Genomic DNA, 22,993 nt, shown 5'->3' on the forward strand with positions numbered 1-22,993 from the left:
GCAATTTGCGACACAAACGAGAATGCACCGACCACTTCCTTCTGGTATAACTAGTTTATGGTCTACAGAGTAGTTCGACACCGAGGTAAGAGATTTATGATGCAGGCAACGCGAACGCAGCGGCACTCGTTGTTTTCCCTGTTCGTGGGAAGTTTGCTCATTTTTCTTTTGAGCGCTTGCCAGGCTGACAAAGTGGACCAACACCAACTTGAACGCATTCAAGAACGAGGCAGCTTGCGGGTTGGCACCATGATGTCACCGGTGAACTACTATTTAGCCGCTGATCACAGCGGCACTGGCTTCGAATACGAATTGTTTCGCAGTTTCGCCGATTCACTCAACGTCGACCTCGATATTGTTGTGCGTTATGAACTGCGAGAATTATGGCAGCTTTTGGAAGCAGGCGAAGTCGACTTTCTCGCGGCCGGCCTTGATGTTACCGATTCGCGGCGACGCATTTTTCGTTTTTCCCCGCCCTATCACCACGTTGAACAGAAATTGGTTTATCGCCAAGATAGTCGCGATCGGCCAAGAGACTGGTCGCAGGTTGACGGCCGCATTCGCGTTGTGACCGGTAGCAGCCACGAGGGCTTGCTGAACCGCTTAAGCGAGCAGTACCCCGAGTTAGAGTGGAGTAGCACGCCGCTGTATGACGCCGATGAGCTGCTCGACCATGTTATGCGCGGCGAAATTGATTTTACCATCGCGGATTCCCATCACTTAGATATCAAGCGGCGTGCATATCCGGATCTCTCGATAGCCTTTACCGTGCGTGACGATACCCCACTGGCATGGGCGTTTCCCGGAGGCACCGATGATTCCCTGTATGCAGCGGCCATTGAGTTTATTGGCGCCAGTCATGAAAGTGGGTTGTTGGTGCAGCTCGTTGATCGCTACTTTGGTCACGTCGCGAAATTTAATGTGGTCGACACGCGCGCGTTCATCGCTGCAACAGAGAATATTCTGCCGGACTATCGTGATTTATTTGAAGAATACGCCGGTGAGTTTGATTGGCGTTTATTGGCGGCTCTCAGTTATCAAGAATCCCATTGGAACCCTTGGGCCCGCTCCCCAACCGGCGTGCGCGGCATGATGATGCTTACCCTCCCTACTGCCGAGCAGTTAGGCGTGCGCAGTCGTCTCGACCCGCAACAAAGTATTCGTGGCGGTGCCGATTATCTGCATCGGTTACACCGCCGTTTGCCCGATCGAATTCAAGAACCGGATCGCACCTGGATGGCCCTCGCCGCATACAATGTAGGCCTCGGTCACTTAGAGGATGCGCGGGTAATTACACAACGCCAAGGCGGCAATCCAGACTACTGGATTGATGTACGCGAGCGTCTGCCATTGCTTCGGCAGAAACAATATTACCGCACCACCCGCTTTGGCTTCGCCCGGGGCGACGAACCCGTGCGCTATGTAGAAAATATTCGACGTTATTTTGATACCTTAGTGTGGCTAGACGAACAAGATAGACTTCCCAATGGTGAATCAGAGGCAATCGTTCGCCAAGAACAAATAGCGCAGTAAGCGAACGTGGTAATCCCGTCTAAAAGCTGTTACAAAGAACAAAAAACAAGACCAGAAGGGGAAAGGTGATGGGACGAAAGAGCCGGGTACTGCGCAATGAACGTCGTCGCCAACTTTGGAAGCGCCATCAACGTTCGGTCGCCGACCGCCGTTCTAAATGGTTTTACACCACAGAAACCTGCCATAAAGTAAGCCTCCCCATCGATTGTCGGGAGCCAGAAGAACTCTAGATTTTAGGGTTTCTCACCAGAAGCGGCCCGTTTTAACGCTTTTTGCAAGGCGCGGCGCTTTTGAAAAAAGCCAGACAATTGTTGACGACACTGGGCCTCAAGAACGCCATCACTCACCTCAATTTGATGATTCAATTGAGCATGCCGAGTCAGGTCTAACAAACTCCCAGCGGCGCCAGTTTTCGGATCTGCGGTGCCGTACACTAAACGCTTTATTCGACTATGCACCAGCAAGCCCGCACACATAGGACATGGTTCTAAGGTGACGTAAAGCGTGGTATCGAGCAGACGATAATTACCGAGCTTAGCAGCACCCTGACGAATTGCACTGACCTCCGCATGCAGCGAAGGATCGCAACCGCCAATGACCTGATTGCGCCCTTCCCCAATAATTTCATCTTGATACACCAACACAGCGCCGACGGGCACTTCACCATCCGCTTCCGCTTCGGCAGCAAGGGCAATTGCCCGCTGCATATAGAATTCATCTAATTCGCTCATGATGTCATTTTACATCATGATCCCGGCAATCACATAGAGCACCGTAGTCACGAACGCCGCAAGCAAGGCATAAGGTAGTTGGGTTTGCACGTGCTCAATATGATCAACCCCTGATGCCAGCGATGCAATAATGGTGGTATCGCTAATCGGCGATGCATGGTCACCAAAAATGCCACCGGCCAGCGCGGCACCTACCAATAAGGGAACCGGTAAGCCTAAGCTCATGGCCAAAGGAATGGCTAGGGGTAACATGATGGCGAAGGTTCCCCAACTCGAACCAATAGCAAATGCCGTCAGCGCTGCCAGTAAGAAGATCAGCGCCGGAAGTATCCAAGTGGGTAAGGCTTCGTTCAATATATCGGCCAGATAGGCACCACTGCCCAGAGTGCGGGTGGCATCTCCTAAGGTAATCGCCAACCATAAGATAATCGCCAGCGGCAGAATTTTCCACGCGCCTCGGAGTATTGCCTCAATCAACGTCTTCCAAGACGTTCTTAAGCTCCATGCAGTGCCAATAATGGCAATCACCAAGGCGGTGACAATGGCAACAAAGACGCTCACCATACCTTTGCCGCGCACAATAGAGCCGTCGCCTGTGATGTACAACATAATGGGCACGAGCAACACCATGGTAATCAAACTCACCAATACAGTCGCTACTGCGCCGCGATGAATCACTTCCTTCGGCCCACGCGCCTCACCGAGCGACATATTCTTCTCCGCGATGTCGGCGGCCTTTAGTCGGGCTTCACGTTCGTAACGACGCATGGGGCCAAATGACCAACCTGTCCACGCCACACCAAACGCCATCATCAAAGCGACAATCGCGTAGAAATTCAGCACCACCGCATAGACCAAGGTCGTGAGCGGATCGGCAACGCCTTGATTACCAATTAAGCCAAGGTTAAACGCGCCCCAAGCATTGAGTGGGATTAAAATACAGACCGGAGCGCAGGTGGAATCCACAAGGTAGGCAAGCTTCTGTCGAGAAATACCCAGCTTATCGTACACCGGCCGCGAAGTAGTTCCCGATGTCATAATAGATACGTTTGATTCAATAAACACCGCCACACCCAGTAACCAGGTAAACAAGCGGGCGCGACGTTTATTCGGCACGATCTGTTTTTGTTCTAACGCACGCACGAAATGGGTAAAGGTGCCGCCCCGTTCGAGTACGCCGAAGAGCGCACCAATGGCAAGGGTGAACCCCCAAATAAGTTGGTTGCTCGGCTCGATAAGCGTTTCCCCCAAACTTATCGTACCGGACCACAATCCCGCCCCCACATTTGGCATAAACAACAACACATGAGCGAGTAAAACACCGCCTAACAGCGCCCAAATCACTTTTCGGGTAGCTATCGCAAAGGCAATGGCAAGGAGAGAGGGCAACAGGCTAATCCAGCCTAAATCGGTATTCATGCAGAAATCCCTAAACAAAGTTGGCTTGTGAAACCTTAAACCACCTTTGTTATCAACGCAATGCGTTACGCTTGCGACGTAGCCAACGCATTGCGTTGGCCTTAGGCTTCGGGCTTTTATCCACACCTGACCAACGCGGTGCGTTGGCTACATAACGGGCACCTGACGTAGCCAACGCATTGCGTTGGCCATAGGCTTCGGGCTTTTATCCACACCTGACCAACGCGGTGCGTTGGCTACATAACGGGCACCTGACGTAGCCAACGCATTGCGTTGGCCTTAGGCTTCGGGCTCTTATCCGCACCTGACCAACGCGGTGCGTTGGCTACTCGATGCCGAACAAGCCAGCTCCCACCGCACTCGAAGCGCAGGCAGAAACCTCTAGGGCAAGGCATAATCGGAGCGATTGAGGGAGCATACCTTAATGGTATGTGACCGATTGAGCTTCGATTATAACGCAGCCATAGAGGCTTTCTGACAAGCCAGCCCCCGAAGCGCGGGCAGAAACCTCTAGGGCTAGGCATAATCGGAGCGATTGAGGGAGCATACCTTAATGGTATGTGACCGATTGAGCTTCGATTATAACGCAGCCATAGAGGCTTTCTGACAAGCCAGCTCCCACCGCACTCGAAGCGCGGGCCGGCGCGCCAATAGCAAGGCATAAACCGACCGATTGAGGGAGCATACCTTGATGGTATGTGACCGATTGAGGACGGTTTATAACGCAGCTAGTGGTGATGCCGGACAAGCCAGCTCCCACCGCACTCGAAGCGCAGGCAGAAACCTCTAGGGCAAGGCATAATCGGAGCGATTGAGGGAGCATACCTTAATGGTATGTGACCGATTGAGCTTCGATTATAACGCAGCCATAGAGGCTTTCTGACAAGCCAGCTCTACTCCCATTCGATTGTGGCTGGGGGCTTCCCTGATATGTCATAAACCACGCGCGAAATACCATCGATCTCATTAATGATTCGATTCGATACACGACCGAGCAATTCGTAGGGAAGATGTGCCCAGTGGGCGGTCATAAAGTCGATGGTTTCTACTGCACGCAGCGAGATAACCCAGTCGTATTTGCGCGCATCACCCATGACGCCCACAGAGCGAACGGGCAGGAATACGGCAAAGGCTTGGCTGACTTTGTGATAGAGTTCGGCTTTGTGTAACTCTTCAATGAAGATTGCATCGGCCCGGCGGAGCAAATCGCAGTACTCTTTTTTCACTTCGCCTAGTACCCGCACACCGAGACCTGGGCCAGGGAATGGATGGCGATAGAGCATGTCATAAGGTAAGCCGAGTTCAAGACCTATTTTACGTACTTCGTCTTTGAATAATTCACGCAATGGCTCAACCAATCCCATTTTCATATCTGCTGGCAGGCCGCCAACATTATGATGTGATTTAATCACGTGGGCTTTACCCGTTTTAGAGCCTGCCGATTCGATGACATCCGGGTAAATAGTGCCTTGGGCGAGCCAATCCACTTCCGTAAGCTTGTGTGCTTCTTCGTCGAATACTTCGATAAATGCACGGCCAATCGCTTTACGTTTAGCCTCGGGTTCATCAATACCGTGCAACGCATCTAAAAAGCGATCTTCGGCATCCACTTTAATAATGTTCAGGCCATAGTGGTCACCGAACATTTCCATCACTTGCTCTGCTTCGTTGAGCCGCAACAGGCCATTATCAACAAATACGCAGGTAAGCTGGGCGCCGATGGCACGATGCAGCAACATGGCCGTTACTGATGAATCAACACCGCCTGATAATCCAAGAAGTACCTTACCGGTTCCCACTTGCTCGCGGATGCGCTCAATGGCGTCTTCAATAATGGCACCGGGCGTCCAGAGCTTCTCACACTGACAAATATCGAGCACGAAGTGCTCAAGCATGCGCAACCCTTGGCGGGTATGGGTGACTTCTGGATGAAACTGTACGCCATAGAAGCGTTTTTCTTCGTTCGCCATGGCTGCGTGCGGACATGTTTCAGTGCGCGCTACCGTAATAAAGCCTTCTGGAATTTCACTGACTTTATCGCCGTGACTCATCCACACATCCAGTAAAGGCAAGTTTTGTTCACTGATGCCATCTTCAATATTTTTAAACAGCGGGCAATCGGCAATTTGTTCTACCCGCGCATAGCCAAATTCACGTAAGTTCGAACCTTGCACTGCGCCACCTAGTTGAGCGGCCATCGTCTGCATGCCATAACAAACACCAAATACTGGCACGCCCGCTTCAAACACATATTCAGGGGCTCGTGGAGAGTTCGCTTCAACGACACTCTCAGGGCCGCCCGATAGCACGATACCATCCGGATTGAAGGCTTTAATGTCTTCTGCATCGACGTCCCAAGCCCAAAGTTCACAGTACACGCCAATTTCACGAATACGCCGAGCAATCAGCTGGGTGTACTGTGAACCGAAGTCGAGAATAAGAATACGGTGCTGGTGAATATCTTGTGTCATGTCAGTGTTTAACCCATCCGGTAATTAGGTGCTTCTTTGGTAATTTGCACGTCGTGTACATGTGATTCGCCCATGCCTGCTGCCGTGACTTTCACGAACTGTGGTTTGGTACGTAGGGTTTCAATATCAGCGGAACCTGTTAGGCCCATCGCCGAGCGCAACCCACCCATCTGCTGATGAATGATATTTGCGATTGGCCCTTTATAGGCCACTCGACCTTCGATGCCTTCTGGCACAAGTTTCTCGGCTTGATTCGATGCTTGAAAATAGCGATCTGATGAACCGTGGCTTTGATTCATGGCGCCAAGTGAGCCCATGCCCCGGTACGATTTGTAATAGCGACCTTGGTATAGCTCTACTTCGCCAGGCGACTCTTCGGTACCCGCCAACAAGCTGCCTACCATCACGCAATTTGCGCCAGCAGCCAATGCTTTGGCGATATCGCCTGAGAAACGAATCCCACCGTCGGCGATTACTGGAATATTCCGCCCTTCCAGACCTGCCACAGCATTTGAAATTGCCGTAATTTGCGGCACGCCACAGCCTGTGACAATACGCGTGGTACAAATGGAGCCTGGGCCAATACCTACTTTAACGGCATCAACGCCGGCATCGGCAAGTGCTTGTGCACCCTCAGCAGTAGCCACATTGCCACCAATAATTTGGATATCTGGGAAGTGCTTGCGAGTCCAGCGAACGCGCTCTAACACCCCTTCCGAATGACCGTGAGACGTGTCAATGAGGACAACGTCAACGCCTGCTTCAACTAATGCAGCAATGCGTTCCTCGGTGCCCGCGCCAACACCCACTGCAGCGCCTACGCGCAGTCGGCCTTGTTCATCTTTACAGGCATTTGGTTTGTTCGCTGCTTTTTCAAAGTCTTTTAATGTGATCATGCCAAGCATTTCATGCTTATCATTCACGACTAGAATTTTTTCGATGCGGTGTTTATGCATCAGGGCGAGGATTTCTTTGCTCGAGGTGTTTTCGCGCACTGTAATTAAGCGCTCTTCTGGCGTCATTACATCGGCAACACAGGTGTTGCCTGATTCTTCAAAGCGCGTGTCACGTCCGGTAACAATGCCGACCAAGCGACCATTATCAACCACTGGGAAGCCATGAAAGCCGTGCTCAGCCGCCAGTGCTTTCACTTGTTTTAGGGTAGTTTTAGAGGTCACAGTCACAGGATCAGAGACAATCCCACTTTCGTACTTCTTCACGCGCCGAACATGGGCAGCCTGTTCGCTGATACTCATGTTTTTGTGGATAAAGCCCATGCCGCCTTCTTGTGCGAGGGCAATGGCAAGATTCGCTTCGGTTACAGTATCCATCGCGGCGGAAACCAACGGAATATTTAGCGTAATACTGTTAGTCAGTTGGGTATTTAAGTTCGCAGTATGCGGCAGCACGGTAGAGTGCCCTGGCAGGAGCAAAACGTCGTCGAAAGTAAGGGCTTCTTGAGCAATTCGTAGCATGGCAACATCTCTCGCTAGAGGTGAATGACTGGATCAATGTTGCGGCGGTATTTTACTCATCTATGCCCTTCCAGTAAACTAAAATATTCATCTCTGCCACGCTGGGTTGTTTCTAGCTGCATTCAATGGCATCCATTCTATCCATTAGGCTCCGGGCCGTGTGCCGCCTAAATCGAGGATATCGCACATGTTTTATGGTAACGACAGTTCGCAGGACGCATCCTCAGACAGTACCCGCAATGTACTAACAGTTTCCGGATTAAATCGCGCGGTGCGACGCCTTCTCGAAAGCAACTGGAGTTCAATTTGGTTAGTGGGAGAAATTTCAAATTTCTCCGCACCCGGCTCAGGCCACTGGTATTTCACCCTGAAAGATGAACAGGCACAAATTCGTGCGGCCATGTTCCGGGGCAATAATATCCGCGTTCGGCTCCCAGGCAATCAGCGTCCGGGAAATGGCATGCAAGTGATGGTGCGGGCACGAATTAGCCTCTATGAGCCGCGCGGTGACTATCAACTTATCGTTGATCATCTCGAGCCTGCCGGTGAGGGATTGCTACAGCAGCAATACGAAGCCTTAAAGCGTCAGCTTGCGGCAGAAGGTTTATTTGCAACGGAGCGGAAGAAGCCGTTGCCCGACAAAATTCGCACTCTTGGCGTCATTACCTCGCCAACGGGTGCAGCCATACGCGATGTGCTCTCGGTGTTGAAGCGCCGGGACCCGAACCTGAAGGTGATTATTTACCCGACCCAAGTACAAGGTGCAGAAGCGGCCGCACAAATCCTACGTGCCCTGACCACCGCGCAGCGACGTCAGGAGGTTGATGCATTGCTGCTTACGCGTGGCGGTGGCTCATTAGAAGACATGTGGTGTTTTAACGACGAAACCTTGGCGCGCGCCATTGCGGTGTGCCCCATCCCCACCATTAGTGCAGTCGGCCATGAAATTGATTTCACTATTGCCGATTTTGTCGCTGATGTACGCGCCCCCACCCCCTCCGCGGCGGCGGAGTTGGTGAGCCAGGATCAGAGTGAGGTGAAGCGTCACTTAGTGCTCATTGAGCAGCGCTTACAACGCGCATGGCGGCAACATAGCCAACGCCAGCGCACGCAACTGCAACATTTGCGTCAACGCTTACAACCTTTAAACCCCCAGCAACGGTTGCAAACCCAAGCGCAGCAATTAGATGATCTGAGCCAACGCTCCACTCGCGCTTTAAAACGTGCCTTAAGATTGCACCAACACCGTTGGGCCAGCGCAGCGCATCAAGTACAAAAGGGCCAAGTGCTAAAGCAAATTCAACAGCAGCAACAGGCACATCAACACGGTATAAAGCAAGCCAGGCAGGCGCTGTTACATCAATTACAGAACGCCAACGCGCGCTTTAGCGCGTGCCAACAAGCCCTCGCTATCGTGAGCCCTCTCAATACATTACAACGCGGCTATACCATTACATTCGCGGCAGATGGGACTATTGTTCGCAAGGCCAATGCACTCAGCCAAGGCGATGAATTGCGTACGCGGTTTTCGGAAGGGGAAGTCACCAGCACGGTAACCGCTATCAAAAAGTAGCGGTTACCGTGAAGGTATAACCTTAGCCTTGCTTCTGTTCCTGTTGTTTATTGTCTTGCTTATTCTCTAGCTTGTCTGATTGCTGTTGCACCACACGTAAGCTTCCGGCTGCGCCATCGGGATGGTGCAGATGCACATCCATTTGTGGGAATGGAATACCAATATCATTCTCATCCAGTGCGTTCTTAATACGCTCCATCGAATCCCAATACATCGGCCAGTAATCTGCGCTATTCACCCAAGGGCGTACGATAAAATCGACCGAGGAATCATTGAGCGCGGTCACCGCAACCCGTGGTGCCGGATCTTTTAACGTGCGCTCATCAGATGTGATGACATCCATCAGAACTTCTTTGGTTTTCTTCAGGTTGGCGGTGTACGACACGCCAATAACCATATCGACGCGACGAATTGGCTCTTCAGAAAAATTAGTAATTTCGCTGCCGGTAATTTTCGAGTTCGGCACAATGACAAGTTTGTTGTCTGGGGTTTTAAATACGGTCGTGAACAGTTCAATGCGCTGAACCGTACCTGCAGTGCCACCGGCATCCACATAGTCGCCCGACTTGAATGGGCGATAGATCATGATCAATACCCCTGAAGCAAAGTTCGACAAGGAGCCTTGCAACGCTAAACCAATGGCTAAGCCCGCGGCACCTAAAATCGCGATAAAGGAAGTGGTTTGCACACCTACATGCGACAACGCCATCAACAAGGCACCGATAAGGATAATGGTGCGGATGATACCGGCCATAAATGACACGACAGCATTGTCGATATTTCTTTTATCGAGGCGACGGACCATCGTTCTGGCGATAGCACGGGAGAGTATAAAACCGCCAATGATGATAACGAGGGCCACCACCACTTTACCGGCAAAGAAAAGTATCGACTCTTGGTTCTCTGCAAACCAGTCAAGAAGTTCTGTCATAAAATGGTTCCTTCTTATTGCTTCATTGTAACGCTCAATTAGAGGCGGAAATTAAAATACCGACGCCCTTGCGCATCCGCCTCGCCGAGCCACTGGAGAAGATCTTGAATACCTCGCGGCGCTCCTGGTTGTGGACCAATGCCGATACGTAGATTGGTTGCTGTAGGATCAACCGAGCCTGTGACACTTAAACCTAACAAGTTATCGGGATCCATCAGCACATCGATGCGCCCTTCATTACAGCCTAAGTTCACTTCATAATCGCCGAGGTTATCCCAACCTTGCGCCAATCGTGCCTGTACCTGAACACCAATAATACGACCGCCAAAGCTTCTGCATATTGGCTGTCCGAGCACGAACTCAGAGACATGGGCGGTTAATGCTCCACGCAACGGAATTGGACTATCAAAGGCCATCAAACTCATCAACTCATCGAGTTCACCGGCAAGACGCAAATCATAAACAGACAGCGAGCCACCTGCGCTTGCGCTAATGCGGCCATTACCTTGTATTAAATTATCGGCACGCGCTGGGATTTGCACATCCGCACTAAAACGTAAACGCAATAAATCCAGAGGCCGCACTTGCCAGCTCAATTGATTTACCGCGATGTCGTCTACTCGAATACGCTCAATACTGCCATTCCATACCGTACCGGAGATGCCGCCAACCCCAACCTCGGGAGGTAGCGGCGCAAACCACAATACAACTCGTGCTGGCATCATGGCTATCACACCGACCAGATAGACCAAAAGCAAGAGTGGAATTAATACACGTTTTTTCTTTAATTGTTGCATCATGAACAACGAATTTTCCTTTTCAATCGAGCCCATTAACGACCACTCGGTTAGCGCGCACGAACTTGTAACCGACGCACGCGAACAATGCCAATATCATTGGTTTCAGAGGCATCTAAGTTCTCTATCATTACGCCACGTTCTACCAAACGCGCAACGAGCACAACGAGGGCATCGAACTCTACTTCATTGAAGGTAAGAATGAGCGACTCTTGTTGAGGTTGTACCCGTGAAATCTCAATATTTAATTCTGACGCCAAGGTATTAATAAATCCCGACACCTGATTTGCCGCAAGTGTGGTCTGCTGACGCTGTTGGCTGGAGCGCGCCGCTTCTACTTGCGCCGCACCCATGGCCACCCGTTGATAACTCGTTTGTTGCGATTGTAAGCGACTTTCCGCCAACTCAACGCGTGCTTGCAGTGGCATCCAGATAAAAAACCACAGAATAAAGATTGTCATAAACACCGCAAGCACTTGCAGCATTCGCTGCTCGCGCTGTTGTAACCGATGCCAGCGTTGCATGAGCTGGGCATGATACTTTGCGGTTAACGGATGCATCTTGGCCCGAATCGGCGCTACGACATTGTCGATAAGTTTCATGATCCGCTCCGTACTAAAATAGTGCCGTTAATCTGGCCGCCCCGGCTGGTTAGCTGACCTTGATTTACATCTAAATTCTGTTCTCGCGCGGTGCGAGTAAAGCGCTCGAAGGTATTGAAGTTCTCGCCATTGGCTTGCAACCGCAACTCCCCACGGCTGGCATCGTACTGCATCATGGTTAACTGCAAAGGCGCGGCCGCAAATGCGGGCTCTAGTTGCTGTAACAAATGCAATACATTACCGCCCTCAGGCCCCCGCAGATTCATGACGTGTGCGTTCATCTGCGCAACCGGATCTTGAACACGCGACTCATTTGGGAAGGTTTGCAAATACAACGCATCTGTTTGCGCCGACAATGCCCGCGTTTCCCGCTCGAGTTGCAGCGCGGTTACCCACTGATTGGCCACCACAACGGCAAAGCATACTGCCGCGGCAATCGCTGGGAATTTAAACTTACGGAAGGAAAAACTAGACGCCTGCTGAACCCGATACTCCCCTTGCAGCAAATTGATCGCGCCAAGAGGGCTAAAGGTAGCTGCAAGCTCGAGCGGCAACGCCGGGCCAGACGATTCCACAGGGGCAGGTGCACTGCTCCACTGCACATCGCCGTAAGCGCGAACCAATGTTACCTCGCCCATACTTTCATCGGGCGTAAAGTAGGTCAGTAAGTCGTGATCTAATGCGGTACCTTGCCAAGCGCCAGTGCGCAATACCCACTCTGAGCCGAACTGGGCCATGGCCCATTCTCCCTCGGCAACAGGAAGCAAGCAAATATCAGGATAGATTTCATGAACCACTAGGCCTGCCGATGCCAGCATCGAGAGCCAGGCATTCATTTGCTCATGGGCAACCACCGCGACAGGAATAGCATCCTCTTTTGGCAGGCTATCAGGCCATGCGAAATGCAATGACTCGATATCTTCGGCAAGCTCATCTTCAAGAGCGAATGGAATTACCTGTCCGAGCTGACGCCGCGACTTCATCGGCAGATTTAATTCATGCAGACCTATGGCCAAGGTGCTAGCAAACACTAACAGATCGCGATGTTTCGCTTTCTCCGCTAGTTCTCTAACATGTTCACCTTGCAATTCGCCACTGGCCACAAGCTCATTCTGGGCGCGATTCCACACCAGCCAACTTACCGGCGCCTCGTTATCCGCAGGCAATCGAATAATTAATTGTTCACTCATCCCGTACATATCCTCCGCGCGACCGATGCAAAATGTGCACGTCGCCTCCGGCTACTAGCAATTGACTAAAGCCGTAATACTCAAGATCACCATATTGCACATGCGCCTGCAACTCAAAATACTTACTTTCTACGGTTAATAGTTCAAGTTCGCTTACCGTTTGGTCGTTCGACAACAAATTTTGTATTTCCGACTGCTGCCGAATTGCATCTACCGATTCAAATCCATCGTCTGGCCGAGCCGCCAATAACCCTTCGGCAGCATTTCGATCAAGCTGGCCGCGAAAAAACGCCTGCACAAGCTCCGGATGCTCCGATTTTACCGTATTTAAATTCATTGCAAACTCGGTACTCGCCGGCACAACACACACATAGGGGCGCAGGGTTTCATACACATCCTGGGTATAACCGATAATCTGACGCAGTTCCGAGCGATGACTTAGAAGCGTATTGGCAGCTTGATACGGCTGCGGTAGCGATTCATAATCCGGATCTTCCGCCCCAAACGAATTATGCAATTCAGAGTCTTTATCAAGCCAGTCCACAAGCGTGGCGGTGAGTCGCTCACTGGTGAATTCATCAAATTCTAAGGCACTGAGTAAGCTTTGATACTGCTCGACAGCCATACTGAAGCGTTGCTGATTGCTGTCATCCCGAAACAGGCTGTTTAAATTAAAGCAGCTATGCAAATCGCGAATACGCCCGCCAATAGCCCCTCCGCGCACTGGAAATGGCCCTTGTTCGGTAGACCAATTCTGTCCCAGATGGACCCGAAAATCGTCAGCCTCCAATTCCGCCGCCAACACCTGACGTGATAAAGCCTCCGCACTGAGCCAATGCCAGTAGGCTTGTTCCGCAAAATCGGTGCCGCCAATGCGGGCAATTTGCATGCGCAAGCGCTCGCTCATTTGCACCGCCATCACCGCGATAAGTGCGATGATCAGCATCACCATAATAATTGCAGAGCCACGCTGTTTGCCGATCATGGAATGGCCTCCGGTTTCACACCCGAGGTAAGCAGCCAACGTTCGACCGTTCCAAAATCTTCTAGGGTAATACGAACAATCACGATATCCGGGAGTGAGTCGGGGGTTTGCCAACGATCACTTTCATCCCCTTGGTGATAAAATAGAACTTCCAGCGATTCAACCCCAGAAAGCAAAGGCTGAATGGCGGTATCCCCACTTGTGTCATCAACAAAGGGTCGATGTAAACGCTGCAGCACATTATCACGCACACGGTAAACAACCGGTTGCAGTTCGCCGCGCGGTAACATCATTCCCGGGTTACTCCAGCCGGCCCGCACAAACGCCAAGCCATCGCTATCGGAGTCGGTGACATCGCGGCTATTGGTCACATAGTAGCGGCGACCTTCCTCAGGTACAGCCCGCACCGGCCGAATCACCATTTGTCGCACATCGCGATCTAAGGTAAATAAAGCAAACTGTAATTCGCTCAAACGCTCATGCCGCGCCGCACTAATTTCTGATGACCGATTCATTTGGGTAAATATGGTGGCCGATGCCAATCCAATAATGGCAAAGATAGAGATGGCAACCAGCACCTCAATAAATGTAAATCCACGCGGGTTGGCAACAGGTTGCATCAGCGTCGCCCCACGAAGCCACTTACTTCGGCAATCACAGGTCCATCGGCGGCAAGCTTGACGCGAATGGTGACCTCTTGCAGATCTTCTGTCACCGTCGCCACTACTTGTTGTTCCCAGTACCAGGTGCGATTAGCTAATTCAGCTTCACCACTCGCTTCATCACGGGGTGGCCATGTGCGCCAGCGCGCTTGCGCATGCACTTCAGCCATACGATTGCTGGCCACTAAACTGGCAAAGTAGCGGTCTTCTAGGATGGAAGAACTTCGAGTCGTCTCACTGGCAAGCTGAACAGCAGCAAGGGCACCCACCGCAAACAAGGTAAGGGCGACCATCACTTCAATGAGCGTAAACCCGCGGGCTTTCATTGCCATCCCTCCACTTCGGCGCGGGCAAGATGAATGCCGCTGCGACCATCAATCACGAAGCTCGCTTGATTCGGATCCCGGGCGCTAAAGGTAAGACGAAAAGGCACAAACTCGGTACTTTCGAAAATTAGAATATCAGGGCGTGGCGGCTCTTCGTCTTCACTCGACTCACGCCGTGCATCGCGTCCGAAAATAGCATCACGGCCTTCGTCCATATTGTCTAGAATACGAAAGTCGCCGGGCTCAAAATCAAGGTCGATTTGGTCGGACACGCGCGTGGCAACGAGTGGCGGCTGCACCACTTCCACCCAGGCTTGGTTTTGCCAGCGGTAGAAAATATACATGTCATCTTTGAACTCGATGCCATACACGTGATTACGCAACATGGCCTGTTCTCGCACATGATGCATTTGCAGAACAAATTTCTGGCTCGCATCCTCGGCGCTATCTGAAAGAATCCGAGTAGGAACCGTGACGATAATATACATACTGGCTACGCTCAAAATCACGATGAGCAGCATCACTTCTAACAGCGTGAAGCCGCTCGGTCGCCGAGCTTGAGTGCAGCCAGAATGGATCATTGCTGTTGCGGTCGATCGTGCATATTCCAAGTGCCAATATCATCCTCGGTTCCCGGTTGCCCATCAGGGCCCATCGAGAAGATATCATAACGACCATATTGACCCGGGCTCAGCAAACGATAGTCGTTGCCCCAAGGATCGGTCGGTAAGCGACGAATATATCCACCCTCGCGATAATTACGCGGGCGCGGATCCATTTGCGGAGGCGTCACTAAGGCCTCAACGCCCTGCTCAGTGGTCGGATAAATGCCATTATCCAAACGGTACATTTCCATCGCATTTTCCAATGCGGTAAGGTCGGAAATCGCTTTTTGCCGATCCGCCTGATCCCGCTGTGAAAATACTTGTGGCACCACCAGCGTGGCCAGAATTCCCAGAATAACCAACACAACCATGAGTTCGATCATGCTGAAACCCGATTGTCGTTTCTGTGTGAATGTCATAATTACATACCTGCTAATTGATTAAGTGCCAATATCGGTAAGATAATGGCAAGTACAATAAAGAGCACGATGACTGCCATAACTACAATCAATAACGGCTCAAAGATCTTCAAACTAATATTCACTGTTGCCGCAAATTCCGTATCTTGGTTGTCGGCACAGCGTCGGAGCATCTGCTCCAATTCTCCACTTTTTTCACCCGATGCAATCATGTGTAGCATCATCGGTGGAAATAATTTGCTCGGCCCGAGCGCCGCGCGCAAACTCGTTCCCTCACGCACGCGATCGGCGGCATCTTCGACAACTTCGCGCATGCGCAAATTGCCAAGTACCGATGCCGTAATGCGCAACCCTTCCAACAAAGGCACTGCCGATGCGGTAAGAATACTCAAGGTACGCGCAAACCGAGACGTATTCACACTACGCACGATATTCCCTATAAAAGGCATATACAGCGTGCGTTTATGCACCTTGTAACGAAACTTCTCGTTCTTCATTAAGCGGAACCACAACATCAGGGCCACTATGATGGCTAACACCAAATACAGCCCGTAATTTTGTAGCCATTCACTGACACCGATCAAAACGCGCGTTAACAAAGGCAGCTCTTGTCCGATATCATCAAACTGTTCAATCACTTGCGGCACCACGAAGGCTAACAAGAACCCGACTACCCCCATTGCCACTAACGTAAGCACTAACGGATAAACTGCTGCCTGAGTAATTTGACTCTTTAGAGCCTGCCGTTGTTCCGTATAATCAGCAAGACGATTCAATACTTCATCAAGATGCCCTGATTTTTCGCCCGAAGCGACCATGGCACAGTACAAGTCATCGAATATCGCAGGAAAGTCACGCATGCCCTCCGCTAGGCTATAGCCTTCTACCACCTTACTGCGCACGGACATCAGCATGCGTTTAAGGCGAGGCCGATCGGTTTGTTCGGCGACCGCCAATAATGCTTGTTCAATGGGCAATGCGGCGGCTACGAGGGTGGCTAGTTGGCGCGTGATAAGCGCTAAATCGTGGGTGCTGACCCGGCGTTGAAATAACGATTTACGCTGGGAAGATATTCCCTTTTCTTGATTGCCGGCGGATTCAACACTGACGGGAAACATGCCTTGTTCCCGCAGCATTTGCCGAATTTGCCGTTCGGTATCCGCTTCCAGCACTCCTTGTTTCTTGCGCCCTTGTTGATCCAGGGCCTCATACGAAAACGCTGGCATGTGCTATTCCTCGCGGGTTACACGTAAAACTTCCTCGAGCGTTGTATACCCAAGAAGAATTTTATCGCGGCCATCCTGGCGGATGCTCGGGTAATTCTTGCGCGCATAACGCTCGATGGCTTGTTCCCCTTGACCGTTATGGATTAACTCACGGGTGGTTTCATCGATAACGAGCATTTCATGAATACCGGTTCGGCCCCGATAGCCCGTGTGGTTGCATTTAGCACAGCCCCGCGGTCGATAAATAGACGGAGCAGTGCTTGCCTCAACACCGAGTAATTCACATTCTTCCGGGGTCGCCACATGGGTCTCGCGACAATCTTTACAGAGGGTTCGTACCAGTCGCTGGGAGATAACGGCCAGTAAACTAGACGACAATAAGAAAGGCTCAATGCCCATGTCTTCAAGGCGTGTAATGGCACCGGCCGCTGTATTGGTGTGCAAGGTTGATAGCACTAAGTGTCCGGTTAATGACGCTTGCACCGCAATTTGCGCGGTTTCACCGTCTCGAATCTCACCCACCATCACGACGTCGGGATCCTGACGCAAAATGGCCCGTAAACCTCGGGCGAACGTCATATCCACACGCGGGTTCACCTGCATTTGGCCAACACCTTCAAGGGCATATTCAATGGGGTCTTCCACCGTCAGAATATTCCGATCTTTGGTGTTAATTTCAGACAACCCTGCGTACAAGGTGGTACTTTTACCAGAACCGGTCGGGCCGGTCACCAGAATAATCCCGTGAGGTTTATGAATCAGATTCGAGAATATTTTCCGATTCTTATCGGTCATACCCAGCTCGGTTAAATCTAAGCGGGCATTATTTTTATCCAATAAACGCAGTACTGCCCGTTCACCATGGTTGGACGGCATCGTCGATACCCGCACATCCACGGCTCGACCCGCGATAAGCAACGAAATACGACCATCTTGCGGCAACCGTTTTTCGGCAATATCTAACTGCGCCATCACCTTGATGCGGGATACCAGCAAGGAGGCTAATTTACGATTTGGTCGCAGAATTTCCCGCAGCACACCATCGATGCGAAAGCGAATCACCAAATCTTTTTCGAAGGTTTCGATATGAATATCCGAAGCGCCTTCTTTGATGGCTTCGCTCAGCATGGCGTTGATTAATTTAATAATCGGCGCATCGTCTTCGCTATCTAATAGATCTTCTGTTTGCGGCAGCTCTTCGGCAAGAGAAAACAAATTCACCTCGTTGCCTATGTCTTCCATCAGCTGCTTCGCTTCTGACGAGTCACGCTGATAGGCTTGACTTAGCAAGCGATCAAACTCGTTTTCAGAATGCTCTATCACGGCAAAGCCCTGACTGAGTAAACGACGCACTTCGTGTAATGTTTTTGCACTTACATTGCCGCGGGTATGTAACGTGGGCGTGTCGTTATCCCAGGTTAACACCACCCCAAAGCGGCGAGAGAACCCATACGGTAGGCGTTGATGCGCCTCCCCTGGCTCCGGCACTTGTGCCGCGACCGCTTGGATATTCTTAGCGTCAGATGTGTCCTTAGTCGTGTCGCTCATTAGCGCCCTCCCGACTCCGCTTCTTTACGAATCTCTTCCATATCCCGACGCCATTCGTCTAAGAAACGACGGTATTCGGGTGGCAATGCGTCGTAATCATCCCAATCGGGTAATACCGGCACTGTATCGCGCGAGCGTAATGAAATACCGCGATCACGCTGCTCTAGCTGTTGCGCCCGCAGATAACTATATTTACGTTGACTCAACTGCCCCATGCGATTGTCGTCACGAATAATCGTCGGACGAATAAATATCATCAGGTTGCGCTTACGCGTGTTCACACTGGTTGATTTAAAGAGGTGCCCCAGAATTGGGATATCCCCTAGCAACGGTACTTTCGATAAACTTTCTTGCACATCTTCATCGATTAAACCACCAAGTACGACTGTTTCACCGTCGCGGGCCAGAACCGTCGTTTTTAGTTCACGTTTATTAAAGGTCACATCCACCGAGGTGGCCCCAGCAATACTGGATACTTCCTGCTCAATTAATAACTGAACGGAGTCCCCTTCATTGATTTGCGGTGTCACACGTAAGCGAATACCCACTTCACGGCGATCAATGGTTTGGAACGGGTTGTCATTGTTAGAACCGGCAGTGGCCCCAGTAATTGTCGGCACTTCTTGACCAACAAGTATCGACGCTTCTTGGTTGTCCAAGGTTGTAATACTTGGCGCCGATAGAATATTCGAGTTCGTGGTGGTGGCTACCGCTTGCACGACAGCGGCCCAGCCATCTTGTACAGTACCGAACAGAAGACCATTCGCATTGCCCAGAAGGTTTGCCAATAACGAGAAATCGCCCCGTTGATCTGGTTCCCGCGTGGTAAATTCGTTGCCCGCATTATCAACACGCGTTACTTCGGCGCCAGGTCGAGTACGCGCGGCTTCTGCGGCTACACCTAACGGACCAATCGGGACGATGTTGCCGTTATTGTGCTGCATCATACCGAATTCTTCACTGGCCCATTGAATGCCGAAGTTAATGCCGTCGCCTTCGAATACTTCCACAATAATGGCTTCAACTAACACTTGAGCGCGGCGAATATCGAGCTGACCAATGACATTTTCAATGGCACGAAGTAGATCGGGCTGTGCGGTAACGACGATAGCGTTAGTCGGTGTGTGGGCTTCAATACTTACTTCAGTGCCGCGACGTGAGGTGCGCGCTGCACCACCACCGCCTGACCCCGATCCTGAGGCTGCCGCACGTTCCTCAGCGATAATGGTTTCTGTCATCCCACGGAGTAACTGCACCATCTCTTCCGCTTTGGCATAGCGCAAGTAGAACACGCGGGTATTGCCGCTGGTTTGCATTTCTGTATCGAGTTGGCGTAAGAGTCGTGCCACGCGTTCCCGAGCGCGCGGATCGCCGCTAATTAAAATACGATTTGTACGTTCATCGGCGACAATACGCGGAATCATCATTTCCGGTATGCCAGAACCTTGCTGCTGGAAAACACTTTGTGCGATGCGCACCATTTCTGCAGCGGAGCCATGTTGTAACTGCACCACTTCAACATCCTGATCACCGGCCCGGTCCACATGCTGAATAATTTGCACTAAGCGGTTTATCAGTGATGCACGGCCGCTCATCATGATAACGTTCGACGGGTCATAACTCATCACCGCGCCACCGCTAGCTTGATCATTGAGCTGACGCAATAAAGGCGCGAGTTCGCGCACGGACACATTGCGCAGGGGGACGACGCGGGTCACCCATTCGTCGCCGGTAAATGAATCGTCATCGACCACCGGCACCGGTGCGGATTTTGCGTCGCGATCACGGATAACTTTGAGCGGGCCGTTATCCATGCGCACCACGGCATAACCGTACACTTCCAGCACGTTTAAGAAAAACTGATAATACTGTTCGCGGTTCATTACATCGTAACTACGGACGTTAATACGACCGCGTACTTCCGGATCGATAATAATCGTTTCTTCGAGGTTTCGACTCACCGCTTGAATAAATTCATTGATATCGGTGTTTTTAAAGCTCGCTGAGAACTCTTCTTGGGACTGAGCATGAGCCGCATGCATAGGCACGAGGGCCAAACTGGCTGCAAACGACATTCCAATGATTTTGGTTAGCAAACGCATGATCGATACCTATTAATTCGGAATACTAAGTTCCAACGTAACTGGCTCATCATCCCGCAACACCACAATAGTCGCGGAGGTTAATGAACCAATATCACGCAAGATGGAAGCTGCCTCGGCAAGGTTGGTGAGGTCATAGCCATTTAAACTAATCGCAATGTCACCCGACTGAAACCCAGCTGCAGCAAACAATTCTGGATATTTACTTGGTGCCAAACGGTACCCAATAAGAGCACCATCCCGCTGAACCGGCGTAATGCTCACCAGCTCACTAATGTTTTCAGGGTTTATATCTTCCACATAAACGGGCAACTCACTGGGACTATCTTGCGTTTGTTGGCGTGGCTCTGTGGTGTCGTTTACCTGACGTAAGGTTAATCCGGGTTCAAAGCCATCCCGGCCATCTAAATACAATGTTTCCAAGCGACCGGCGTTTTCTAAAATAATCCGATCAGACAGAATCTCATTCACGACCGCGCGACTTGACGCAATGGTTTCTCCAGGAATATAGGTTACCTGGTTGTTCCCTTGCTGAATAATTGCGGCTGAACGCTCCGGCACCGTGCTTGCGGTTACACCCACCAAACGAATGTTTAAGGTGGTTTCTGGTGCTTCGGTTGTGCGCACTTGTCGTGTCGGCTCGGCGCCACGCTCACCAAATAAATGCATCTGCTGAATGCGTGTTGGATTCAGTTGGACCTGCTCGCCCATACCTTGTCCTGCCACGGCAAGCGGCACCGGTAAATCTGCGGGAGCAAGAACACGCCACGTAATACTGGCCGCTATCCATACCGCAACGCACAGCAATAGAATTCCGACACCCGTAAGCACAGGCTGCAAAACGCTGCGAGAAAAGGCGCTCAGATTCGCCACGGAGAGCGAGCTGATTGACAGTGATTTGACCATGAACGTGGAATCTACTTCTTATTAAAATAATGTTATCGATTTGGCATTCTAGCGCGCTATGCGGTGAACAACAATGCACAGTGCCGTAAAAATATGTAAGGAATCATGTTACACTCTGACGCACATATTGTGCAGGAGTTTCACATCATGACCGATGTCTCAGTGCGATTGGATAAGTGGTTGTGGGCAGCCCGTTTTTTTAAGACCCGAGGGCTTGCGCGCAGTGCCATTCAGGCGGGTAAAGTTCACTACAATGGGCAACGCACAAAACCCGCCAAGATCGTTGAAACCGGTGCATTGCTATCGATACTACGCGGTTATGACCGCTTTGAAATAGAAGTTGTCGCGCTCAGTGAACACCGACGCGGTGCGCCAGAGGCCCAAGCCCTCTATTCAGAGACTGAAGCAAGTATCGCCAAACGCGAAGAAAACGCGCGCGCGCGCAAACTCAATCAATTGTATAATCCGCACCCTGACCAGCGACCGGATAAGAAACAGCGGCGCGATTTAATAAAATTTAAACAGCAATAGTACAATGTCAGTCCCATTGCCGACTGCCATTGTGATAAAGGACGCCAGTATGTCGAATTCCCTTGACCAAATTCTCCGTTTTACGTTTGCCAATCATGATGTGCGTGGCGAAATCGTTCAGTTGGCGCAGAGTTATCATGAACTTACCCAAGGCCATGATTACCCGGCTCCGGTGCAGCACTTACTGGGTGAGTTAATGGCGGTCACGAGTCTACTTACAGCCACGCTAAAGTTCGAAGGCCACATCAATGTGCAAGTTCAAGGCAATGGGCCGCTAAACTACGCCACGGTAAATGGTAGTCATCAGCAAGCATTGCGTGGTGTCGCTCGGGTCAAATCAGAGCTCACCGGCGATAGCTTTCGCGATTTGGTGGGTGATAACGCCATCTTATTGATCACCCTGACACCAGAGCAAGGAGAGCGCTATCAGGGTGTCACCACCATTGACGGCGATTCCCTAGCCGCCTGTATTGAAGCTTACTTCCAACAATCCGAGCAGTTAGCTACACGGGTTTGGTTATTTGCGGATGTTGAGCAAAAACGCGCAGGCGGGCTGTTTTTACAAGCACTGCCCGGCACCGACGGACTGGATGGTTTTCAGCACCTGACAACCTTGGCAGAAACAGTCACCGGCGAAGAGCTGCTAAATTTGCCTGCCACCGATATGTTGCATCGTCTTTATCACGAAGAAGACGTGCATGTGTATCCAACCCAAGATGTCCGCTTCTTCTGCGGTTGTTCACGGGAAGCCACCATGCAAGCACTGCGCAGTTTATCCCAAGAAGAACTGATGGATATTCTCAAGCAAGAGGGAGCGCTTACGCTTACTTGCGATTATTGTCTTACCGACTACGTCTTTAATGAATTCGATGTGCAATCACTGCACGCGCATCAAGCGCCTGACCAAGCCCAATAACAACAAAAGCCAGTCCACTTGACAGTGTGACTGGCTTTTCTATCT

Annotated in this window: 22 protein-coding genes; 5 read left to right on the forward strand and 17 right to left on the reverse strand. The window is 51.1% G+C overall.

What is annotated here, in order from left to right; translation table 11 throughout:
* Positions 1–99 precede the first annotated feature (99 nt).
* Complete coding sequence (gene mltF / locus HXZ99_RS09030) at positions 100–1,533, forward strand: membrane-bound lytic murein transglycosylase MltF (RefSeq protein WP_228517872.1); 1,434 nt, start codon at positions 100–102, stop codon at positions 1,531–1,533.
* Between the two features lie 68 nt (positions 1,534–1,601).
* Entirely contained in the window at positions 1,602–1,763 is a 162-nt protein-coding gene (locus HXZ99_RS09035) for a hypothetical protein (RefSeq protein WP_194756964.1), read from the forward strand.
* A 3-nt stretch (positions 1,764–1,766) separates the two neighbouring features.
* Here the strand turns inward: HXZ99_RS09035 and tadA are convergent, their stop codons facing one another.
* The 4 genes from tadA to guaB form a co-directional block, all read right to left on the reverse strand.
* A complete protein-coding gene (gene tadA, locus HXZ99_RS09040; protein WP_194756965.1) occupies positions 1,767–2,264 on the reverse strand; it encodes a tRNA adenosine(34) deaminase TadA in 498 nt (165 codons plus the stop codon).
* A 9-nt stretch (positions 2,265–2,273) separates the two neighbouring features.
* The gene (locus tag HXZ99_RS09045; RefSeq protein WP_194756966.1) at positions 2,274–3,683 is read right to left on the reverse strand and encodes a Na+/H+ antiporter NhaC family protein; all 1,410 of its coding nucleotides are present in this window, start codon (positions 3,681–3,683) and stop codon (positions 2,274–2,276) included.
* 893 nt (positions 3,684–4,576) lie between these two features.
* A complete protein-coding gene (guaA, locus tag HXZ99_RS09050; RefSeq protein WP_194756967.1) occupies positions 4,577–6,154 on the reverse strand; it encodes a glutamine-hydrolyzing GMP synthase in 1,578 nt (525 codons plus the stop codon).
* An 8-nt stretch (positions 6,155–6,162) separates the two neighbouring features.
* On the reverse strand, positions 6,163–7,629 hold the full coding sequence (guaB, locus tag HXZ99_RS09055; RefSeq protein ID WP_194756968.1) for an IMP dehydrogenase: 1,467 nt from the start codon (positions 7,627–7,629) through the stop codon (positions 6,163–6,165).
* A 187-nt stretch (positions 7,630–7,816) separates the two neighbouring features.
* Here guaB and xseA point away from each other — a divergent pair, with 187 nt between their 5' ends.
* Entirely contained in the window at positions 7,817–9,202 is a 1,386-nt protein-coding gene (gene xseA / locus HXZ99_RS09060; protein WP_194756969.1) for an exodeoxyribonuclease VII large subunit, read from the forward strand.
* 22 nt (positions 9,203–9,224) lie between these two features.
* Here the strand turns inward: xseA and HXZ99_RS09065 are convergent, their stop codons facing one another.
* Genes HXZ99_RS09065 through gspC form a run of 13 tightly spaced genes read right to left on the reverse strand, consistent with a single transcriptional unit; the run spans position 9,225 to position 21,501 of the window.
* On the reverse strand, positions 9,225–10,133 hold the full coding sequence (locus tag HXZ99_RS09065) for a mechanosensitive ion channel family protein (protein WP_194756970.1): 909 nt from the start codon (positions 10,131–10,133) through the stop codon (positions 9,225–9,227).
* Positions 10,134–10,171: 38 nt separating this feature from the next.
* The gene (locus HXZ99_RS09070) at positions 10,172–10,933 is read right to left on the reverse strand and encodes a type II secretion system protein N (protein WP_194756971.1); all 762 of its coding nucleotides are present in this window, start codon (positions 10,931–10,933) and stop codon (positions 10,172–10,174) included.
* A 47-nt stretch (positions 10,934–10,980) separates the two neighbouring features.
* The gene (gene gspM, locus HXZ99_RS09075) at positions 10,981–11,532 is read right to left on the reverse strand and encodes a type II secretion system protein GspM (protein WP_194756972.1); all 552 of its coding nucleotides are present in this window, start codon (positions 11,530–11,532) and stop codon (positions 10,981–10,983) included.
* Complete coding sequence (gspL, locus tag HXZ99_RS09080) at positions 11,529–12,722, reverse strand: type II secretion system protein GspL (protein ID WP_194756973.1); 1,194 nt, start codon at positions 12,720–12,722, stop codon at positions 11,529–11,531. Before gspL ends, gspM begins: the two co-directional genes overlap by 4 nt.
* The gene (gene gspK, locus HXZ99_RS09085; protein WP_194756974.1) at positions 12,715–13,707 is read right to left on the reverse strand and encodes a type II secretion system minor pseudopilin GspK; all 993 of its coding nucleotides are present in this window, start codon (positions 13,705–13,707) and stop codon (positions 12,715–12,717) included. Before gspK ends, gspL begins: the two co-directional genes overlap by 8 nt.
* Positions 13,704–14,327: a type II secretion system minor pseudopilin GspJ gene (gene gspJ, locus HXZ99_RS09090; protein ID WP_194756975.1), complete on the reverse strand. Its 624-nt coding sequence runs from the start codon at positions 14,325–14,327 to the stop codon at positions 13,704–13,706. Before gspJ ends, gspK begins: the two co-directional genes overlap by 4 nt.
* Positions 14,327–14,701, reverse strand: a complete 375-nt coding sequence (gene gspI / locus HXZ99_RS09095; RefSeq protein WP_194756976.1) for a type II secretion system minor pseudopilin GspI — start codon at positions 14,699–14,701, stop codon at positions 14,327–14,329. The genes gspJ and gspI overlap by 1 nt, the downstream gene beginning before the upstream one ends.
* Positions 14,692–15,276: a prepilin-type N-terminal cleavage/methylation domain-containing protein gene (locus HXZ99_RS09100; RefSeq protein WP_194756977.1), complete on the reverse strand. Its 585-nt coding sequence runs from the start codon at positions 15,274–15,276 to the stop codon at positions 14,692–14,694. The genes gspI and HXZ99_RS09100 overlap by 10 nt, the downstream gene beginning before the upstream one ends.
* A complete protein-coding gene (gene gspG, locus HXZ99_RS09105; RefSeq protein ID WP_194756978.1) occupies positions 15,273–15,719 on the reverse strand; it encodes a type II secretion system major pseudopilin GspG in 447 nt (148 codons plus the stop codon). The genes HXZ99_RS09100 and gspG overlap by 4 nt, the downstream gene beginning before the upstream one ends.
* A gap of 2 nt (positions 15,720–15,721) precedes the next feature.
* Positions 15,722–16,945: a type II secretion system inner membrane protein GspF gene (gene gspF, locus HXZ99_RS09110; RefSeq protein ID WP_194756979.1), complete on the reverse strand. Its 1,224-nt coding sequence runs from the start codon at positions 16,943–16,945 to the stop codon at positions 15,722–15,724.
* Positions 16,946–16,948: 3 nt separating this feature from the next.
* Positions 16,949–18,493: a type II secretion system ATPase GspE gene (gene gspE / locus HXZ99_RS09115; protein WP_194756980.1), complete on the reverse strand. Its 1,545-nt coding sequence runs from the start codon at positions 18,491–18,493 to the stop codon at positions 16,949–16,951.
* The gene (gene gspD, locus HXZ99_RS09120) at positions 18,493–20,595 is read right to left on the reverse strand and encodes a type II secretion system secretin GspD (protein WP_194756981.1); all 2,103 of its coding nucleotides are present in this window, start codon (positions 20,593–20,595) and stop codon (positions 18,493–18,495) included. The genes gspE and gspD overlap by 1 nt, the downstream gene beginning before the upstream one ends.
* Before the next feature lie 12 nt (positions 20,596–20,607).
* Complete coding sequence (gene gspC, locus HXZ99_RS09125) at positions 20,608–21,501, reverse strand: type II secretion system protein GspC (RefSeq protein ID WP_194756982.1); 894 nt, start codon at positions 21,499–21,501, stop codon at positions 20,608–20,610.
* Between the two features lie 147 nt (positions 21,502–21,648).
* Between gspC and hslR the strand changes: the two genes are divergently transcribed.
* Together hslR and hslO are read left to right on the forward strand one after the other, a co-directional pair.
* On the forward strand, positions 21,649–22,032 hold the full coding sequence (gene hslR / locus HXZ99_RS09130) for a ribosome-associated heat shock protein Hsp15 (protein ID WP_194756983.1): 384 nt from the start codon (positions 21,649–21,651) through the stop codon (positions 22,030–22,032).
* Between the two features lie 49 nt (positions 22,033–22,081).
* Positions 22,082–22,948, forward strand: coding sequence for an Hsp33 family molecular chaperone HslO (gene hslO / locus HXZ99_RS09135; RefSeq protein WP_194756984.1), 867 nt, complete (start codon positions 22,082–22,084; stop codon positions 22,946–22,948).
* The last annotated feature ends 45 nt before the right edge of the window (positions 22,949–22,993 follow it).

This window comes from Aliidiomarina indica, from assembly GCF_015354615.1.
Taxonomy (GTDB): Bacteria; Pseudomonadota; Gammaproteobacteria; order Enterobacterales; family Alteromonadaceae; genus Aliidiomarina; species Aliidiomarina indica.

Coding starts and splice junctions, on each gene's coding strand:
- mltF (WP_228517872.1), top strand. CDS start 100: ATGCAGGCAACGCGAACGCAGCGGCACTCGTTGTTTTCCCTGTTCGTG.
- HXZ99_RS09035 (WP_194756964.1), top strand. CDS start 1,602: ATGGGACGAAAGAGCCGGGTACTGCGCAATGAACGTCGTCGCCAACTT.
- tadA (WP_194756965.1), bottom strand. CDS start 2,264: ATGAGCGAATTAGATGAATTCTATATGCAGCGGGCAATTGCCCTTGCT.
- HXZ99_RS09045 (WP_194756966.1), bottom strand. CDS start 3,683: ATGAATACCGATTTAGGCTGGATTAGCCTGTTGCCCTCTCTCCTTGCC.
- guaA (WP_194756967.1), bottom strand. CDS start 6,154: ATGACACAAGATATTCACCAGCACCGTATTCTTATTCTCGACTTCGGT.
- guaB (WP_194756968.1), bottom strand. CDS start 7,629: ATGCTACGAATTGCTCAAGAAGCCCTTACTTTCGACGACGTTTTGCTC.
- xseA (WP_194756969.1), top strand. CDS start 7,817: ATGTTTTATGGTAACGACAGTTCGCAGGACGCATCCTCAGACAGTACC.
- HXZ99_RS09065 (WP_194756970.1), bottom strand. CDS start 10,133: ATGACAGAACTTCTTGACTGGTTTGCAGAGAACCAAGAGTCGATACTT.
- HXZ99_RS09070 (WP_194756971.1), bottom strand. CDS start 10,933: ATGATGCAACAATTAAAGAAAAAACGTGTATTAATTCCACTCTTGCTT.
- gspM (WP_194756972.1), bottom strand. CDS start 11,532: ATGAAACTTATCGACAATGTCGTAGCGCCGATTCGGGCCAAGATGCAT.
- gspL (WP_194756973.1), bottom strand. CDS start 12,722: ATGAGTGAACAATTAATTATTCGATTGCCTGCGGATAACGAGGCGCCG.
- gspK (WP_194756974.1), bottom strand. CDS start 13,707: ATGATCGGCAAACAGCGTGGCTCTGCAATTATTATGGTGATGCTGATC.
- gspJ (WP_194756975.1), bottom strand. CDS start 14,327: ATGCAACCTGTTGCCAACCCGCGTGGATTTACATTTATTGAGGTGCTG.
- gspI (WP_194756976.1), bottom strand. CDS start 14,701: ATGGCAATGAAAGCCCGCGGGTTTACGCTCATTGAAGTGATGGTCGCC.
- HXZ99_RS09100 (WP_194756977.1), bottom strand. CDS start 15,276: ATGATCCATTCTGGCTGCACTCAAGCTCGGCGACCGAGCGGCTTCACG.
- gspG (WP_194756978.1), bottom strand. CDS start 15,719: ATGACATTCACACAGAAACGACAATCGGGTTTCAGCATGATCGAACTC.
- gspF (WP_194756979.1), bottom strand. CDS start 16,945: ATGCCAGCGTTTTCGTATGAGGCCCTGGATCAACAAGGGCGCAAGAAA.
- gspE (WP_194756980.1), bottom strand. CDS start 18,493: ATGAGCGACACGACTAAGGACACATCTGACGCTAAGAATATCCAAGCG.
- gspD (WP_194756981.1), bottom strand. CDS start 20,595: ATGCGTTTGCTAACCAAAATCATTGGAATGTCGTTTGCAGCCAGTTTG.
- gspC (WP_194756982.1), bottom strand. CDS start 21,501: ATGGTCAAATCACTGTCAATCAGCTCGCTCTCCGTGGCGAATCTGAGC.
- hslR (WP_194756983.1), top strand. CDS start 21,649: ATGACCGATGTCTCAGTGCGATTGGATAAGTGGTTGTGGGCAGCCCGT.
- hslO (WP_194756984.1), top strand. CDS start 22,082: ATGTCGAATTCCCTTGACCAAATTCTCCGTTTTACGTTTGCCAATCAT.